Below are 17,725 nucleotides of genomic sequence, written 5' to 3'. Positions count from 1 at the left end.
CAAATAAAATATGAGTTATCTTAAATTTGACAAGACAGTAATGATAAACCTTGAAGAGTCGTTGACCCGCGAAGTTCTTCGGACCAACAGGAAAGGAGCCTATCATTGTACCACTGTTGTTGACTGCAATACGAGAAAATACCACGGATTGCTGGTAATGCCGGTACCAGCCATAGATGACGATAATCATGTGCTGTTATCTTCTATGGATGAAACGGTTATTCAGCATGGCGCGGAATTTAATCTCGGATTACATAAGTATCAGGGCGATAATTTCAGTCCTAAAGGACATAAATATATCCGTGAATATACTTGCGATACTGTTCCACGGACTGTTTATCGTGTAGGTGGTGTTATTTTTTCGAAAGAAAAAGTATTTTCTCTTTATGAAAACCGGATTATGATTAAATATACATTGGAAGATGCCCACTCGGCAACTACCTTGCGTTTTCGGCCTTTTCTTGCTTTTCGGAGTGTAAAGTCGTTGACACAGGCCAACGGTAATGTCAACCAATCCTATCAGGAAGTTCCTAACGGTATAAAGACTTGTATGTATTCGGGTTATCCTGAATTATTCATGCAATTCAGCAAGAAGGTGAAATTTGTGTACGAACCCTATTGGTATAACGGTATCGAATATCCGAAAGAGCAGGAGAGGGGATATCCTTATAAGGAAGATTTATATGTGCCCGGCTATTTTGAAGTTCCGATTAAGAAAGGTGAATCAATTATTTTCAGTGCCGGCGACAGCCAAGTGGCGACTACCCGGCTGAAAAGCTTGTATGAAAACGAAGTCAATGTGCGTACACCACGTACCAGCTTCTTCAATTGCCTGAAAAATTCAGCTCAACAATTCTATTTCCGTCCGAAAGAAGATGATGCCTATCTGCTGGCCGGCTATCCTTGGTTTAAAGTTCGTGCCCGCGATTTGTTTGTCGCTCTTCCTGGTTGTACGCTTTCGATAGATGATCCGGTCCGTTTCGAGAAGATTATGAATACAGCTGTCCCTGTCGTACAGGCTTACATGCAATCGAATCGTTTTGACAACGTGATTCGGGAGATAGAGCATCCTGATGTCACCCTATGGGCTATCTGGGCTATTCAGCAATATGCAAAAACCGTCGGGATAGAGCAGGCACGCGAACGGTATGCCGACTTTGTACATGAAATACTGGAGTATATTTCCGGTCAGAAACATCCGGATATGAAGTTGATGGATAACGGATTACTCTTTGCTAACGGACGTGATAAAGCGATAACGTGGATGAATTCTACGATTAATGGTAAACCTGTTGTCCCGCGTAGTGGTTATATCGTTGAGTTTAATGCTCTGTGGTATAATGCACTCTGTTTTTATACAGAGTTGACTGGAGGGATGCCGATTGAAAAGTATGACAAGATAATCAAAGCGATGGATGCTTCGTTCCCCGAAACATTTGTGAACGGGTATAACTACCTGTTCGATTCGGTGAGTGGTTCCTCGATAGACTGGAGTGTCCGTCCGAATATGATATTTGCTGTAGCGTTGCCCTATTCCCCGTTGACGAGAATGCAAAAACGCGCAGTTGTCGATATTGTGACGAAAGAGCTGTTGACTCCTAAGGGGTTGCGCTCGCTGAGCCCGAAAAGTGAGGGATACAAGCCTTACTATGTAGGACCGCAGTATGAACGGGATTTGGCTTACCATGAAGGAACGGCTTGGCCGTGGATGTTGGGGGCTTATTTGGAAGCTTATTTGCGTGTTTTCGGGAAAGGAGGAGTTCCGTTTGCCGAACGAATGTTGATAAGTATGGAGGAAGAAATGTCGTTGCATTGCATTGGTACGATACCTGAATTGTTTGATGGTAATCCACCGTTTACCGGACGCGGAGCAATTTCGTTTGCGATGAATGTAGCAGCTATTCTCCGGGTAGTAGATTTGTTGAAGAAGTATAACGCCGAATAAAACAGTACCGAATGAAAGCATTAATGTTTGGATGGGAATTCCCTCCTCATATTCTGGGAGGTTTAGGTACGGCCAGCTATGGGCTTACACGTGGTATGGCCATGCAGCCGGATATGGATATAACTTTTTGTATTCCGAAACCCTGGGGTGATGAGGACCAGAGCTTCCTGAAAATTATAGGAATGTGTAATGTCCCGATAGTGTGGCGGGATATTGAGATGGACTATGTGAGAAGCCGTTTGTCCAAATTTATGGACCCACAAAAGTATTATGATTTCCGCGACCATATCTATGCCGACTTCAGTTACCGGTATGTGAATGATTTGGGTTGCATGGAATTTTCAGGACGTTACCCTGACAATCTGCTTGAAGAGATTAATAACTATTCGATTGTAGCAGGAGTGGTTGCACGTACGGAACAATATGATATTATCCATGCGCATGACTGGTTGACTTATCCGGCCGGTATCCATGCCAAGAATGTGAGTGGTAAACCGCTTGTCATCCATGTACATGCAACCGACTATGACCGTAGTCGCGGAAATGTGAATCCCGATGTGTATGCGATTGAGAAAAACGGCATGGACAGTGCCGATCATATCATAACGGTAAGCAATCTGACACGCCAGACAGTTATTGAAAAGTACCATCAGGACCCGGGCAAGGTGACAACCGTTCATAATGCCGTCGAGCCCCTGAGTCCCGAAATTCTGGCTATTCAGGACAAGAAAGGTGTGAAAGACAAAGTGATAACTTTTCTGGGACGTATCACGATGCAGAAAGGCCCTGAATATTTTGTGGAAGCAGCCGCCAAAGTATTGGCAAAAGCTCCTTACGCCCGCTTCGTGATGGCAGGTAGTGGTGATATGATGGATCAAATGATTCGTTTGGCCGCTGCCCGTAATATCTCCGACCATTTCCATTTCACCGGATTTATGAAGGGAAAACAAGTTTATGAGGTACTCAAAGCGAGTGATGTTTATGTGATGCCTTCCGTATCCGAACCCTTCGGTATTTCTCCGCTGGAAGCGATGCAATGTGGAGTGCCTTCCATCATTTCCAAACAATCAGGCTGTGCCGAAATTCTCGACTACGCCGTAAAGGTGGACTATTGGGATATCGAAGCTTTGGCAGATGCTATGTATGCGATTATAACATATCCTGCCATGCATGAATTCCTGAAAGTGGAAGGAAAGAAAGAAGTGGACAACATTAAATGGGAATATGCCGGTCAGAAGGTACGCCGCATATACGACCAGGTAATAAATAAATAGCGCAAGACAAAAATTAAAACAACATACATATGAAAACTATCTGCTTTTATTTTCAGATACATCAGCCGTTTCGACTGAAAAGATACCGTTTCTTCGATATCGGTAACGATCATTACTATTATGATGATTTCCGGAATGAGGAAATTATCCGTCGTATCGCCGAGCGTTGCTACCTCCCGGCTAATAAGACTATTCTGGAAATGATTAAGACAAGTGGCGGCAAGTTTAAAGTGGCCTTCTCTATTTCCGGCATGGCTTTGGAACAAATGGAAATTTATACGCCGGAAGTAATTGACAGTTTTAAGGAATTGGCGGCAACCGGAAATGTTGAATTTCTGTCTGAAACATATGCCCATTCGCTATCCTCGTTGGGTGATCCAGCTGAATTTAAGCACCAAGTAGAGAAACAGGAAGACAAGATTAAAAGTCTTTTTGGAGTTAAACCGAAAGTGTTCCGGAATACTGAACTAATCTATTCCGATGAAATATCAGAATTAGTTTACAGCATGGGATACAAAGGAATGCTCACTGAAGGAGCCAAGCATATTTTAGGTTGGAAAAGTCCGAACTATGTTTATTCCTCCTGTGTGGAACCCAAATTGAAATTGTTGTTGAAGAATGACCGTTTCAGCGAAGACCTGTCCGACCGTTTCAGTAATTACAATTGGAACGAATATCCGTTGACTGCCGATAAATATATGTCGTGGATTGCCGCAACACCCGAATCGGAACAGATTATCAATCTCTTTATGAATTACGAAGTATTAGGTTCGCTGCATCCTGCAGAAACCGGAATCTTCGAATTCTTCAAGGCTTTACCCCGTTTTGCTGCGGAAAAAGGTATCGGTTTTTCTACTCCGTCGGAAGTTTTCACTTTGATGAAACCTGTGGATTGTATTTCAGTCCCTTATCCGATGTCGTGGGTGGATGAGGAAAGAGACTGTAGTTCCTGGTTGGGGAACGTTCTGCAACAGGAGGCATTCCGTAAATTGAACGAAATCGGCGAACGTGTCCGTCTGAGCCAGACCCGTCGTATTCATCAGGATTGGTATTATTTGCAAAGTAGCGACCATTTCTACTATATGAGTACGAAGCATATAGGAGCCGGCTTCAGTCCGTATGATAATCCCTATGATGCATTTAATAACTATATGAATGTCCTGTCAGACTTTATTGTCCGTGTGAACGCCGAATTCCCGGAAACCATCGAGAATGAGGAGCTGAACTCACTCCTGACGACAATTAAGAACCAGGGCGAAGAAATTGAACATTTGCAGAAAGAAATCGACAAACTGAAAAAGAAAACAGCAAAGAATGCTGTCACCGAATAAGACAAACTAACTGAAAAGAGGTAAAGAAAGGTTGTCCTTATAAAATGCTCCGATAAAATAGTTCTATTTTTTGGAGCATTTTTGCTGTTTGCTGATGAGCTTTTTCTTTGATTTTTAAATTATTTGAACCAATTCAGATAAAGATTGCCTTTTCTTCAGATTTACCTTACTTTTGTTATCCAATGTATTTAAGTAAAAAAATGAACAAATTCCATCCTTTCCCCCAGTCGGTTTCCCGGATTTCTTTGCCGGAAAAGTTCACTTATCCGTTTCATTATACACCACATCCTCTTTGTGTAATGGCTGCGGAAGAGGTACAAAAATATTTGGAGGAGAAAGAAGAATGGAAAAAGGAATTGGAGAATGGGAAGATGTTCGGAGTGTTGGTTGTCCGGACAGATGCAGGGGAAATTGGTTTTCTGGCTGCATTTTCCGGTATTCTTGGAGGTAGAAACCTGCACGCTTATTTTGTGCCTCCGGTGTATGATTTGCAGAAACCGGATGGTTTTTTCCTGGTTGAGGAAGAACAAATTTCTGCTATTAACGTCTGTATCCGGCAACTTTCGGAGGATAAAAATTATATAGACTGTAAACAGAGGTTATCCGAAGAAACGGTTCTTGCCCAACAAACAATAGAAGAGGCTAAAAGACTACTGAAAGAGGCAAAAGAGATACGTGAAAACCAACGTCGGAATAATCCGGACGAGGGGCTGCAGGCAGCTCTGATACGGGAAAGCCAATTCCAGAAAGCGGAATTGAAAAGGTTGAAACAATACTGGAATAACCGTATCATATCCCTACAGGCTGAAGTCAAAGCGTATGAAACCGAAATTGAAAGACTAAAAACAGAGCGTAAGAAACGTTCTGCTGCCCTCCAGCAAAAGTTGTTCGAACAGTTCCGAATGCTGAATGCCCGCGGGGAAATAAGGAGTCTATGCGACATTTTCAAAGACACAGTGCAGAAGATACCACCTGCCGGGGCCGGTGAATGTGCGGCTCCCAAATTATTGCAATATGCCTATTCTAACGGACTTCGGCCCATTGCGATGGCTGAGTTTTGGTGGGGCAATTCTCCTAAGACGGAAATACGGAAGCACGGACTTTATTATCCGGCTTGCAAAGGGAAGTGTGAACCTATATTGAAACACATGTTGCAAGGGTTGGACGTAGAGACAAATCCTTTGTCGGAGGACCTTTGTCGGGATACGGAGCTTGAAATCGTATGGGAAGACAGCTATTTGTTGGTTGTCAACAAGCCAGCCGGGATGTTGTCCGTTCCCGGCAAACTGGGGCTCGATTCTGTTTACCGGCGACTTAGAAGCCGTTATCCGGAGGCTACCGGGCCGATGATTGTGCACAGGCTGGATATGGCCACATCCGGACTGTTACTTGTAGCGAAAACAAAAGAAGTGCATCAGAATCTGCAAGCACAATTCAAAAACCGGACGGTCAGGAAACGGTACATTGCACTTCTTTCCGGTATTATCCCGGCAGACAAAGGGAGTATAGAACTTCCATTATGTCCGGATACGCTCAATCGTCCCCGGCAAATTGTAAGTTACGAATACGGAAAGCCGGCTGTCACCTTCTATCAGGTACTTGCACGGGAAAACGGGCAAACATGTATCGCATTTTATCCACAGACCGGACGGACGCATCAACTGCGTGTGCATGCTGCTCACCCGCAGGGACTCAACACTCCAATCACCGGTGACGAACTTTACGGAATAAAAGCGGACCGGCTCTATTTGCATGCGGAATATCTGGCATTCAGGCATCCGGTCACAGGTATTACTATCGAGGTGGAAAAGAAAGCCGGATTTCATTCTGACGTGCCATTACCCCCTATCCGCCAAGAAGAATACCGATTAGACTGGTCTTCTTTGAACCCGAAAGAAATAGAAAATATGAAAGACGAACTGACGGAACTTTGGGAAGCGTCGGTTCGAAGCACGCATCATTTCCTGACTGAGGCCGATATTCAATTCTACAAGCCATTAGTCCGGAATAATTATTTGACAGCCGTCCAGCTTTATCTGATTAGAAATGAACAGAATAAAACGGTAGCTTTCATGGGGCTTAGTGATGATATGATTGAGATGCTTTTCGTTCTCCCCGATGAGCAAGGGAAGGGATATGGTAAGCAACTGATTGATTTTGCTGTTCGCGAACAACATATTTATAAAGTCGACGTCAACGAACAGAACCTGCAGGCAACCTTTTTTTACCTGAACCGTGGGTTCGAAATCGTAGGAAGGGATGAAACGGACCCTTCGGGAAATCCTTTTCCTATTTTGCATTTATATCTGAAGGAATTTTATTTACAAGGTAAAAAGAGTACAGGGTTGAGAATTAGAAGAATTACAGATAACAAGAAAAACTTCCTTGACCTTCTTTTACTGGCAGATGAACAGGAATCGATGATTGACCGGTATCTGGACCGGGGAGAGATGTTTGCTTTATATAAGGGTGACAGTTTGAAATCCGTATGTGTCGTGACAGATGAAGGGAATCGCACTTTCGAAATCAAAAATATTGCCACTTATCCGCAATATCAAAAACAGGGCTATGGAAAGCTTTTGATTCAATTTCTCTTCGGATATTATCGAGGCAAATGCCGGAGCATGCTCGTCGGCACAGGCGACAGCCCGTTGACTATCCCTTTCTATGAACATTGTGGTTTCACCTACTCTCATCGTATCCCGAATTTCTTCACAGACAATTATGAGCATCCGATATTCGAGGGAGGAAAACAACTGGTGGATATGGTGTATTTGCAAAAGAGCCCGGATGAGGGAGGCGTCTATGTATTTTCCTCATAAATCATCTTCTTCGTCATTCCTCCGTCAATCGTAATGTTTTCGCCGTTGATAAAATCATTTTCTTCCCGGCAAAGGAATAAACACATATTGGCAATATCCTCCGGTTTGCCAACCCGTCCGGATGGGTGTTGTGCATGGTCGCCCGGATAAAGCAGATCATAGTCGTGTGTTTGTATCCATCCCGGTGAAATTGAATTGACAGTAATATGCCATTGTGCGAGCGACAAAGAGAGGGCATGCGTCAATGAATAAATTCCCCCTTTGGAAGCCGCATAACCTTCGCTTCCGGGTTCACTCATCAGGTAACGGGTAGAACAGATATTGACAATTCTTCCGAAAAGATTAGGAGTCTGCAATGCCTGCCGGTGAATAGCCAATTGTCGTGAAGTAATAAATGCCGGTCTCAGATTGACGGACAAAATCTTGTCGAAATCTTCCACACAAGTCTCCGTGATAGGAGAGAAGCGGCTTATACCTGCATTGTTGATGACAATATCAATATCGCCCCAATCCTCGAAGATACGCTGCATACAGTTCTCCAGAGCCTCTTTGTCGCTGACATCCAGATGATAAAAGGATGTTCCGGTTTTTCCGGCCGTTTCTTTGCCTGCTGTTTCATTCAGGTCGCAGAACGCTACTCTGTGTCCGGCAGCCCGAAACGTTTTTACGATAGCTTTGCCGATACCTTCAGCCCCTCCGGTTACAAAAACTCTCCTGGTTTTGTGAAGAGCAGTGTTCTTTTTTCCATAACCGTTTTTACTTCCACCGGACTTCTTCGCCTGGTAATCTTCATATTTCTTTTCAAGATAGTTGTCTGCCATGATGAGTTTCTTTAAAAGGAAAATCGACCGTATTCGGTTATGCAAAGTTATAAAGAATTAGCTATACTTTTCACAACTATTCAGTTTCTCTTTCATTCCTATAAAGGTCAACCTTTATTATGTTTTAGTTTTAACCGAGTCAACCTGACTTATATATAAGACGGATAGTAGTCAACGATAATCGTTAACATACAACGTTGTCGTAGTGCCATGCCGATGGCACAGGAGTGCCACCACTATGGCATAACTGTGCCACTATGATGGCACTGTAGTGTCACGCTATTGGCACTGGTCGGGACTAATGGAGTCTCTAAAGATTATCGCAAGCCTTGTAATCTTGCAAAACCGAACTATTTTGTATACGTTTGTGCCTTTAAAAGAAGAAGAATATGATTTCGGTAGAAGGACTGACCGTCGAATTTGGCGGTTTTACGCTATTTGATGATGTTTCGTTTGTGGTAAACAAGAAAGACCGTATCGCATTGGTAGGGAAGAACGGGGCAGGCAAATCGACGATGCTCAAGATTTTTGCCGGCTTGCAATCACCTACTTCCGGAGTTGTGAGTATACCGAAAGAAACGACTATCGGATATTTGCCTCAGCAGATGAAGCTGGCAGATACACAAACCGTACGGCAGGAAGCAGAACAGGCTTTTGAACATATTCAGGAAATGGAGCAGGAGATAGAACGGCTCAATCTGCAATTGGCTGAACGGACTGACTATGAATCCGATGCTTATCAGAAACTGATTGAACGGGTTACGTCTCTTTCCGAGCATTTCCAGATGATGGGAGGCAATAATTATCAGGCGGAACTGGAACGGACGCTTGTCGGACTGGGCTTTTCACGTGAAGACTTTGACCGGCCTACGGCTGAGTTCAGCGGGGGATGGCGTATGCGTATAGAACTGGCGAAATTGTTGCTTCGAAAACCGGATGTCCTGTTGCTGGACGAACCGACCAACCATTTGGATATCGAGTCTATACAATGGTTGGAGACATTTATCGCTACGAGGGCTAATGCTGTTATTCTGGTTTCGCACGACCGGGCTTTCATCGATAATACGACGACGCGTACAGTCGAAATAGAACTGGGACATATCTACGATTATAAGGTGAAATATTCCGAATATGTCGTGCTACGTAAAGAACGAAGAGAGCAGCAATTGCGCGCCTTCGAGAACCAGCAGAAGATGCTGGCCGAAACGGAGGCGTTTATCGAACGTTTCCGTTACAAGGCAACGAAATCTACTCAGGTACAGTCACGTATCAAACAGTTGGAGAAGGTGGAACGTATCGAGGTGGACGAGATGGACAATGCAATGTTGAGTTTGAAATTCCCGCCGGCTCCGCGTTCCGGTTCTTATCCGGTGATAGTGGAGGATTTAGCTAAAAGTTATGGCGAACATCTGATTTTCGAACGAGCTACTTTTACCATTAACCGGGGCGACAAAGTGGCTTTTGTCGGAAAAAACGGGGAAGGGAAATCTACGCTTGTGAAGTGTATCATGGGCGAAATCACCGATTTTACAGGTAAGCTGGTTTTGGGACATAATGTGAAAATCGGTTATTTTGCCCAGAACCAGGCCCAGTTGTTGAATGAAAATCTGACCGTTTTCGATACGATTGATTATGTGGCACAAGGAGATATCCGGACAAAAATACGGGATATTCTCGGAGCTTTCATGTTTGGCGGAGAGGCGGCGGATAAGAAGGTCAAGGTGCTTTCCGGGGGAGAAAAGACACGCCTGGCGATGATACGCTTATTGCTCGAACCTGTCAACCTGCTTATTCTCGATGAGCCGACCAACCATCTGGATATGCGTTCGAAAGATGTGCTGAAAGAGGCTTTGAAGGACTTCGACGGTACTGTTATCGTTGTGTCCCACGACCGTGAGTTCCTCGATGGGCTGGTCGATAAGGTATATGAGTTCGGAAATCAGCGCGTTGTCGAGCATTTGGGCGGTATCTACGACTTTTTGGAACATAAAAAGATGGACAGCCTTCGTGAACTGGAACGGGCAGCTCGTAATGCAGTTGCCTCGGCTACAGCCGATGAAGTGCAACCGACACAAAATAAACTATCTTATGAGGCTCGTAAAGAACAGAGTCGCCTTATCCGGAAATTGGAGAAGGCTGTGGCTGATTCCGAAGCTAAGATAACAGAGCTGGAGGCTGCTATTGCTCTTATCGAGACTCGTTTGGCTACCCCCGAAGGGGCGGCGGACACATCACTTTACAATGAATATTCGGCACTGAAAAAGGATTTGTCCGATACGATGGAACTGTGGACGGAGCAGACAATGGAATTGGAAGAAATAAAATAAATTTTTTAGCCTTCCTTTTTCCGTGCCTTTTGATTTTCTTGCTACTTTTGTCTCTGAAAACAAAAAACAACAACTTAATTCTTGCATCATGTTAACGCAGATAATAAATGGCAAGATCCTTACTCCGCAGGGTTGGTTGAATGACGGCTCTGTTCTGATAAGTGATAATAAGATTTTGGAAGTGACAAACTGCGACCTCGCAGTAGTAGGGGCAACCTTGATTGACGCCAAAGGTATGTATATCGTTCCCGGAGGAGTTGAAATCCATGTACATGGTGGTGGCGGACGCGATTTTATGGAAGGAAGCGAAGAGGCTTTCCGCACGGCTGTGGCTGCTCATATGCAACATGGTACTACCAGTATTTTCCCGACACTTTCTTCCTCCACTATCCCGATGATACGGGCGGCAGCCGCTACGACGGAGAAACTGATGGCGGAGAAAGACAGTCCCGTATTGGGGCTGCACCTCGAAGGACATTACTTCAATATAAAAATGGCTGGCGGACAAATCCCGGAGAATATTAAAAACCCGGACCCGGAAGAATATATTCCGTTGCTGGAAGAAACGCATTGCATCAAACGTTGGGATGCGGCTCCCGAACTTCCGGGGGCCATGCAATTCGGTAAATATATCACTTCGAAAGGTGTGGTTGCTTCCGTAGGGCATACGCAGGCTGAATATGAGGATATTCTGACTGCTTATGAGGCCGGCTATACGCATGCTACTCATTTCTACAATGCCATGCCGGGATTCCATAAACGGCGGGAATATAAATATGAAGGGACAGTTGAAAGTATTTACTTGATTGACGACATGACGGTGGAAGTAGTGGCAGACGGTATTCATGTGCCGCCTACTATTCTTCGTCTGGTCTATAAGATAAAAGGGGTGGAGCGTACTTGTCTGATTACCGATGCGTTGGCATGTGCCGCCAGTGACAGCCAGACGGCTTTCGATCCCCGTGTTATCATAGAAGACGGTGTTTGTAAGTTGGCGGACCGTTCTGCTTTGGCCGGCAGTGTGGCGACGATGGACAGGCTGATACGTACGATGGTGCAAAAAGCTGAAATACCGCTGGAAGATGCTGTCCGTATGGCTTCTGAAACACCTGCCCGCCTGATGGGAGTTTACGACCGTAAAGGTTCCTTGCAACGTGGAAAAGATGCTGATATCCAGATACTGGACAAGGATTTGAATGTGCGGGCTGTCTGGGCTATGGGTAAACTGGTGGAAGGTACGAATAAGTTATTTTAGTGATTGAAAAAAGAATACGATGCTGACACAGATTATAAACGGACAAATTCTGACTCCGCAGGGCTGGTTGAAGGATGGCTCAGTCCTCATAAGTGATGGTAAGATACTGGAAGTAACCAACAGTGATTTGGCTGTAATTGGCGCTAAGGTGGTTGATGCCAAAGGTATGTATATCGTTCCCGGTTTTGTGGCGATGAACGTACACGGTGGTGGTGGCCATGATTATAAAGAATGTACGGAAGAGGCGTTTCGAGCTATCACTTTTGCCCATCTCAAGCATGGTGCTACTTCGATATTCCCTACTCTTTCAGCCTCTCCTAAACCGACAATATGTGAGGCGGTCAGGATTTGTGAAAAGCTGATGGCAGAGAAAGGCAGTACCATTCTGGGATTGCATGTGGAAGGCCCTTATCTGAATGCGAAGATGGCTGGAAACCTGTATGCCGATGCCATTAAGGACCCGGACAGGGATGAATATACTTCTATCCTGGAAAGTACCGGTTGTATCAAACGATGGGATGCAAGTCCGGAATTGCCCGGTGCACACGAATTCGCCCACTATTTGCAATCAAAAGGTGTTTTAGCGGCCATCACACATACGGAAGCTGAGTTTGACGAGATAAAAGCAGCCCGTCAGGCTGGTTTTACCCATGCGGCTCAGTTTTATAATGCTATGCCGGGTTTCCACAAACGGCGTGAATACAAATATGAAGGAACTGTGGAAAGCGTCTTCCTTATGGATGATATGACTGTGGAAGTCATAGCGGATGGCAAACATTTGCCTTCAACTATTCTCCGTCTGGTTTACAAATTGAAAGGAGTGGAACGGACTTGCCTGGTAACGGATGCACTTTCGTATGCTGCCAGTGATTTGGAGCCGGCTACCGGCGCCCGCATCATCATTGAAGATGGCGTTTGCAAATTGGCAGACCATTCTTCGCTGGCTGGCAGTATCGCAACGATGGATACGCTTATCCGTGCGATGGTGCAGAAAGCTGACATCCCATTGGCGGATGCTGTTCGCATGGCTTCCGAAACTCCCGCCCGTCTGATGGGAGTGGAGCACCGTACAGGAACCTTGCAGCGTGGTAAAGATGCGGATATTGTTGTGCTGGACAGAAATCTGAATATCAGGGCTGTTTGGACATTAGGGCATTTGGTGCCGGAAACAAATACATTGGTGTGAATCTTCTTTGATAAATAAAATTGATATTTGGTTATGACTAAATCTATCAGGGAATTGTTATATTTGTAACTTAAGTAAAATAATTCATACTAAATCAAAGAGTAGACATGAAGACAAACCTTAGTTCTCAGATTACCCTGACACGTATACCGCAAAGGTATTACCGTCCGGAGAATGCCTTTGAGCATTCAGTATTAACTCGTTTGGAGAAAATACCGACAAATATTTATGAATCGGCCGATGAAGGAGCTTTCGCCATTGCAAAGGAAATAGCAACACAAATTCGCAAGAAACAGGAAATCGGGGAAAATTTTGTTATAGCTCTTCCGGGAGGGCGTTCTCCCTTGAGTGTGTATAAAGAGCTTATTCGTATGCACAAGGAGGAACAACTGAGCTTTCGTAATGTGATTGCTTTCGTTGAATACGAATTTTATCCGCTTTCGGCACCTTCCGCCGGTAATGTGGCCCGTTTGAAAGAGGCTTTATTTGACCATATCGATATCGCTCCTGAAAATATATATGCTCCCGACGGTTGTATGCCGAAGGATGCTATTCTGGATTTTTGCCGGCTGTATGAGGAACAGATACAGAATGCGGGTGGGCTGGATTATGTGTTGTTGGGTATTGGTTCTGCCAGCAACATCATGTTCAATGGACCCGGCTCGATGGCTAGTTCGCGTACTCGCCTGGTTCTGTTGGAAGGAGCTGCCCGCAAGGAAGCTGCGCGTACGTTTACATCGATGGACAATGTTCCTGCCGGTATTATTACGATGGGTATTGCAACAGTGATGAAAGCTCGCAGCATTATCCTGATGGCTTGGGGAGAAGATAAAGCGACGATTGTGGCAAAAACTGTCGAAGGAAAGGTGAGCGATGCTACTCCTTCCACTTATCTGCAAAATCATACCAACGCCAAGGTTGTCGTGGACTTGTCGGCAGCTTATGACCTGACTCGTATCAGTCATCCTTGGTTGGTTACCAATTGCGAATGGGATAATAAGCTTATCCGCCGTGCAATCGTTTGGCTGTGCCAACTGACTAATAAGCCTATCCTGAAGTTAACAAATAAGGATTATAGCGAACACGGTTTGGGAGAATTACTAGCCTTGTATGGTTCCGCTTACAATGTGAATATCAAGATATTTAATGATATCCAGCATACGATTACCGGATGGCCGGGCGGTAAACCGAATGCAGACGATTCAAACCGTCCCGAACGTGCCACCCCGTATCCGAAGAAAGTAATCGTTTTCAGCCCGCATCCCGATGACGATGTTATCTCAATGGGAGGAACTCTTCGTCGTCTGTGCGACCAGCACCACGATGTGCATGTCGCTTACGAAACTTCCGGTAATATAGCTGTTGGAGATGAGGAGGTTATTCGTTATTGCGAATATCTGCGTGATGTTTGTGACAAATATTCGCCCGAAGGCTCTGCCGTAAAGAATAAGGCGGAAGAAATCATCAATTTCCTGCGTTATGAAAAGGTAGAGAACGGCGAACCCGAACGTAAGGATGTGCTCTTTATGAAAGGAACTATCCGTCGTGAAGAAGCTCGTCACGGCTGTCGTTATTCGGGAGTGAAAGACGATCATGTTCATTTCTTGGATCTTCCGTTCTATGAAACGGGATTGGTAAAGAAGAACGAATTGGGAGAAGCCGACAAAGAGATTGTAAAGAAGCTTTTATTGGATATTAAGCCGGACCAAATGTTCGTAGCCGGCGATCTTGCCGACCCGCATGGCACTCACAAAGTTTGTCTGGATGCCGTATTGGCGGCTATCGATGAGGTGAAGGACGAAGAATGGATGAAGAATTGTCGTGTATGGATGTATCGCGGAGCTTGGGCTGAATGGGAAATGGACCATGTTGAGATGGCTGTTCCTATCTCACCTGAGGAATTACGTCATAAGAGAAACGCTATCCTGAAACATCAGTCACAAGCGGAAAGTGCTCCGTATCTGGGGGACGACGAACGTCTGTTTTGGCAACGTGCGGAAGACCGTAACCGGGCGACTGCCGAACTGTATCATCAGTTGGGTCTTGCCTCTTATGAAGCGATGGAAGCATTTGTTCAGTATATTCCTCTTCGCTAAGAGGCGGAATGATAATAGCAAAAAGGGACGCTTTCAACCGGAAGTGTCCCTTTTCGTTGTCTAATATATGAATTAATAAGTCGTTCCCTGGAATATGTTAGACTCTGAATAAGGAAGTAATGTTCCTGTCATAGTCAGGTCGTTTCCTGAGAAATTCGGGTCGACAGTTACGGAAGCATTGTTGTTGCCGCTATACAATACCAGATTAATAGTCGCGGAGATAAAAATGCCTTGTACGCTCATGGACAGGTAAACATTACCGTTTTTTTCCTGTTTGACCTGTATGTTTGAGGCGGAGCCTTGTACAGTGATGCCGCCTAATCCGTTAGGACCGGGGTAAGGAGAATTGGAGGCAATCTGAACCATTGCTTGTCCGTCATTCAGGGATACGAAATTTGTATTTGAATTGACATAGTAGACACGACCGCTCAATGGTTGTACGGAATTAGCTTCCAAAACAAAAGATTTGTTGGTGATTGCCTGCATTGCATTATTGAATGCCTCTTCACCCATAATAGAGTCCTTTGCTAATCTTTTTTCTCTCTTTTCTTTTCTTTCCTGTTTCTTTTCAGCTTTTTCTGCAGCTTTGCTATTTTGAGCCAGCGCATTTGTCGTTCCACCCAGTATCAGGGCGAAGACCACCATTAAAGATAAAACTCTTTTCATACGATTTAGTTGATTTAGTTTAAAACGTTTTTCAAAATGTACTAAAAAAACAAGCGGATAATGAAATTGTTTCTACCTGGTATCGAAATACATATATAATAACATACCGTCGGAATATTTAGGTTAATCCAATGATTCTTGATTGAAACTTGCCTTGCATAATACATTTAACTAAATTATAATGTACTTTTGTGTTGCAAAAAAGATATGAGAAGATGAAGATTGATGTCTGTTTTTCACCGGCTTTATATCCGGTATATCATAATTCTGAAGCTGTAGTGGTGGTAGTCGATATTTTTCGTGCGACGACAACGATGGCTGCGGCTTTCAGTAATGGGGTACGTAGTATTCGCCCGGTTGCTACGGTAGAAGAGGCACAGGATTATAAGGTAAAAGGTTGGTTGGTCGGAGCGGAGCGAAACGTAATGCGCTGTCCGTTTGCCGATTTTGGTAATTCACCTTTTGATTATACACCTGAAAAGGTGTCGGGTAAGGATGTCGTGTTTACTACCACCAACGGAACTCGTGCCATAACAATTGCAAAATCTGCTTACCGGGTGATAACCGGAGCTTTTATTAATTTGCAGGCTGTTGCCGATTATTGCCTGTTGCATCGGCATGATGTGGTAGTGTTATGTTCCGGCTGGCAGGATAAAATAAATATAGAAGATACTCTTTTCGGAGGTGCTTTAACGGATGTTTTACTTCAAACCGGTTTGTATGAAACGGCCGGAGATGCTGCTGTTATTGCCAAGGATATGTGGGAAGCTCACAAAGATAATTTGATTGCTTTTCTTGACCCGACGGAACACATGGCCCGTCTAAGAGCCAACCATTTGGAGGACGCTGTCCCTTATTGCCTCTCATTAAGCCTGACTGGTAAAGTTCCGGAACTGATTGTCGAAGACAATACATTAATATTACGTTGATAGTAGAAATAAAACAGATATGGAAACACAACAGACAAAAGTGCGTTTTGGAGTAGTCGGTACGAACTTTATCTCTGATTGGGTGATTGCCGGAGCGCGGCAGGATAAACGTTTTGAACTCGTCGCTATTTGTTCCCGCAAGCAGGAAACGGCTGATGCTTTTGCTGCCAAACATCGGATTCCTTATACATTCACTTCACTGGAAGAAATGGCAAAAAGTCCGCTGATTGATGCCGTTTATATTGCGTCTCCAAATTTCCTTCATGCCGAACAAAGCATCCTTTGTATGCGTTACGGTAAACATGTGTTGTGTGAGAAACCTTTTGCATCTAATGTCCGTGAGGCAAGAGAGATGATTGCGGCTTCTCATAAATATAATGTAGCGTTGATGGAAGCTATGAAACCGACATTAACGCCGAATTTTTTGGCTGTACGGAATAATTTGAAACGCGTCGGAACTGTTCGCCGTTACTTTTCCTGCTACTGTCAATATTCGTCTCGTTACGACAAATTTAAAGAAGGTATCGTATTGAATGCTTTCAAACCTGAATTATCCAATGGAGCCATGATGGATATCGGCGTTTACACCGTTTATCCGATGGTTGTCCTGTTTGGTCGTCCGAAAAAGATTGAAGCATCCGGTATTGTCCTTTCTTCCGGAGCAGACGGACAGGGAGCTGTCAACTTTGAGTATGAGGGAATGAATGCAACTGTTCTTTATTCGAAAATAGCGAACTCTTCTTTGCCTACGGAGATACAGGGAGAGGAGGGAAATATCACTTTGGACCGGATTAATATTATTAGTAAAGTTGCTTATGCACCCCGTTTGGCTGCTGCTTCAGGAAAAGCTCCAGCCGTTGAGCCGGATGATATAAGCGTTCCGACTGAAAATGATGAATATTATTATGAGGTGGCCGAATTTATTGATTTGATACAAGCCGGAAAACGCGAGTCGACAGTGAACAGTCACGAACATTCGCTGATTACGCTTGAGATTATCGATGAGGTTCGACGTCAGTTGGGTATTGTATATCCGGCTGATAAATGATTGAAACAGATATACATATTTTAAA

At 44.4% G+C, this 17,725-nt stretch carries 12 protein-coding genes and 1 pseudogene; 11 read left to right on the top strand and 2 right to left on the bottom strand.

What is annotated here, in order from left to right; genetic code table 11:
• The first annotated feature begins 10 nt into the window (after window positions 1-10).
• The 5 genes and pseudogenes from DW103_RS04470 (at window position 11) to DW103_RS18365 (ending at window position 7,372) form a co-directional block, all read left to right on the top strand.
• A complete protein-coding gene (locus tag DW103_RS04470; RefSeq protein ID WP_122274456.1) occupies window positions 11-1,945 on the top strand; it encodes a glycogen debranching enzyme N-terminal domain-containing protein in 1,935 nt (644 codons plus the stop codon).
• Between the two features lie 11 nt (window positions 1,946-1,956).
• On the top strand, window positions 1,957-3,219 hold the full coding sequence (locus DW103_RS04465; protein ID WP_122274455.1) for a glycosyltransferase: 1,263 nt from the start codon (window positions 1,957-1,959) through the stop codon (window positions 3,217-3,219).
• Between the two features lie 29 nt (window positions 3,220-3,248).
• Window positions 3,249-4,550 carry a polysaccharide deacetylase family protein gene (locus tag DW103_RS04460; protein WP_122274454.1) on the top strand — a complete coding sequence of 434 codons (1,302 nt, stop codon included), beginning with the start codon at window positions 3,249-3,251 and terminating at the stop codon, window positions 4,548-4,550.
• 200 nt (window positions 4,551-4,750) lie between these two features.
• A pseudogene (locus DW103_RS18370) lies at window positions 4,751-6,373 on the top strand (pseudouridine synthase); the annotation flags it as partial.
• Between the two features lie 84 nt (window positions 6,374-6,457).
• Complete coding sequence (locus DW103_RS18365) at window positions 6,458-7,372, top strand: GNAT family N-acetyltransferase (RefSeq protein ID WP_255418437.1); 915 nt, start codon at window positions 6,458-6,460, stop codon at window positions 7,370-7,372.
• Here the strand turns inward: DW103_RS18365 and DW103_RS04450 are convergent.
• Complete coding sequence (locus tag DW103_RS04450; protein WP_122274452.1) at window positions 7,354-8,193, bottom strand: SDR family NAD(P)-dependent oxidoreductase; 840 nt, start codon at window positions 8,191-8,193, stop codon at window positions 7,354-7,356. The two genes, DW103_RS18365 and DW103_RS04450, sit on opposite strands and share 19 nt — an antisense overlap.
• A 389-nt stretch (window positions 8,194-8,582) precedes the next feature.
• Between DW103_RS04450 and DW103_RS04445 the strand changes: the two genes are divergently transcribed.
• The 4 genes from DW103_RS04445 to DW103_RS04430 all read left to right on the top strand — a co-directional run bounded on the left by DW103_RS04445 (window position 8,583) and on the right by DW103_RS04430 (window position 15,057).
• The gene (locus DW103_RS04445) at window positions 8,583-10,520 is read left to right on the top strand and encodes an ABC-F family ATP-binding cassette domain-containing protein (RefSeq protein ID WP_122274451.1); all 1,938 of its coding nucleotides are present in this window, start codon (window positions 8,583-8,585) and stop codon (window positions 10,518-10,520) included.
• A gap of 88 nt (window positions 10,521-10,608) precedes the next feature.
• The gene (gene nagA / locus DW103_RS04440) at window positions 10,609-11,775 is read left to right on the top strand and encodes an N-acetylglucosamine-6-phosphate deacetylase (protein ID WP_122274520.1); all 1,167 of its coding nucleotides are present in this window, start codon (window positions 10,609-10,611) and stop codon (window positions 11,773-11,775) included.
• Between the two features lie 19 nt (window positions 11,776-11,794).
• Window positions 11,795-12,961: an N-acetylglucosamine-6-phosphate deacetylase gene (gene nagA, locus DW103_RS04435; protein WP_122274450.1), complete on the top strand. Its 1,167-nt coding sequence runs from the start codon at window positions 11,795-11,797 to the stop codon at window positions 12,959-12,961.
• Between the two features lie 107 nt (window positions 12,962-13,068).
• Window positions 13,069-15,057 carry a glucosamine-6-phosphate deaminase gene (locus DW103_RS04430; protein ID WP_122274449.1) on the top strand — a complete coding sequence of 663 codons (1,989 nt, stop codon included), beginning with the start codon at window positions 13,069-13,071 and terminating at the stop codon, window positions 15,055-15,057.
• 72 nt (window positions 15,058-15,129) lie between these two features.
• Here DW103_RS04430 and DW103_RS04425 read toward each other — a convergent pair whose 3' ends face one another.
• The gene (locus DW103_RS04425) at window positions 15,130-15,723 is read right to left on the bottom strand and encodes a DUF4251 domain-containing protein (protein WP_122274448.1); all 594 of its coding nucleotides are present in this window, start codon (window positions 15,721-15,723) and stop codon (window positions 15,130-15,132) included.
• A 215-nt stretch (window positions 15,724-15,938) separates the two neighbouring features.
• Here DW103_RS04425 and DW103_RS04420 point away from each other — a divergent pair, with 215 nt between their 5' ends.
• Entirely contained in the window at window positions 15,939-16,652 is a 714-nt protein-coding gene (locus DW103_RS04420) for a 2-phosphosulfolactate phosphatase (protein WP_122274447.1), read from the top strand.
• A 19-nt stretch (window positions 16,653-16,671) separates the two neighbouring features.
• Window positions 16,672-17,700: a Gfo/Idh/MocA family protein gene (locus DW103_RS04415; protein ID WP_122274446.1), complete on the top strand. Its 1,029-nt coding sequence runs from the start codon at window positions 16,672-16,674 to the stop codon at window positions 17,698-17,700.
• The last annotated feature ends 25 nt before the right edge of the window (window positions 17,701-17,725 follow it).

Origin of the sequence: Parabacteroides sp. AM08-6 (assembly GCF_003473295.1) — a bacterium.
Lineage (GTDB): Bacteria > Bacteroidota > Bacteroidia > Bacteroidales > Tannerellaceae > Parabacteroides.
Note: the sequence above shows the minus strand (reverse complement) of the source record. Positions and strands in the feature narration are given on the sequence as shown.

Excerpts from the sequence above, each read along its gene's own strand:
- DW103_RS04470 (WP_122274456.1), top strand. The coding sequence starts at position 11 with ATGAGTTATCTTAAATTTGACAAGACAGTAATGATAAACCTTGAAGAG.
- DW103_RS04465 (WP_122274455.1), top strand. The coding sequence starts at position 1,957 with ATGAAAGCATTAATGTTTGGATGGGAATTCCCTCCTCATATTCTGGGA.
- DW103_RS04460 (WP_122274454.1), top strand. The coding sequence starts at position 3,249 with ATGAAAACTATCTGCTTTTATTTTCAGATACATCAGCCGTTTCGACTG.
- DW103_RS18365 (WP_255418437.1), top strand. The coding sequence starts at position 6,458 with ATGAAAGACGAACTGACGGAACTTTGGGAAGCGTCGGTTCGAAGCACG.
- DW103_RS04450 (WP_122274452.1), bottom strand. The coding sequence starts at position 8,193 with ATGGCAGACAACTATCTTGAAAAGAAATATGAAGATTACCAGGCGAAG.
- DW103_RS04445 (WP_122274451.1), top strand. The coding sequence starts at position 8,583 with ATGATTTCGGTAGAAGGACTGACCGTCGAATTTGGCGGTTTTACGCTA.
- nagA (WP_122274520.1), top strand. The coding sequence starts at position 10,609 with ATGTTAACGCAGATAATAAATGGCAAGATCCTTACTCCGCAGGGTTGG.
- nagA (WP_122274450.1), top strand. The coding sequence starts at position 11,795 with ATGCTGACACAGATTATAAACGGACAAATTCTGACTCCGCAGGGCTGG.
- DW103_RS04430 (WP_122274449.1), top strand. The coding sequence starts at position 13,069 with ATGAAGACAAACCTTAGTTCTCAGATTACCCTGACACGTATACCGCAA.
- DW103_RS04425 (WP_122274448.1), bottom strand. The coding sequence starts at position 15,723 with ATGAAAAGAGTTTTATCTTTAATGGTGGTCTTCGCCCTGATACTGGGT.
- DW103_RS04420 (WP_122274447.1), top strand. The coding sequence starts at position 15,939 with ATGAAGATTGATGTCTGTTTTTCACCGGCTTTATATCCGGTATATCAT.
- DW103_RS04415 (WP_122274446.1), top strand. The coding sequence starts at position 16,672 with ATGGAAACACAACAGACAAAAGTGCGTTTTGGAGTAGTCGGTACGAAC.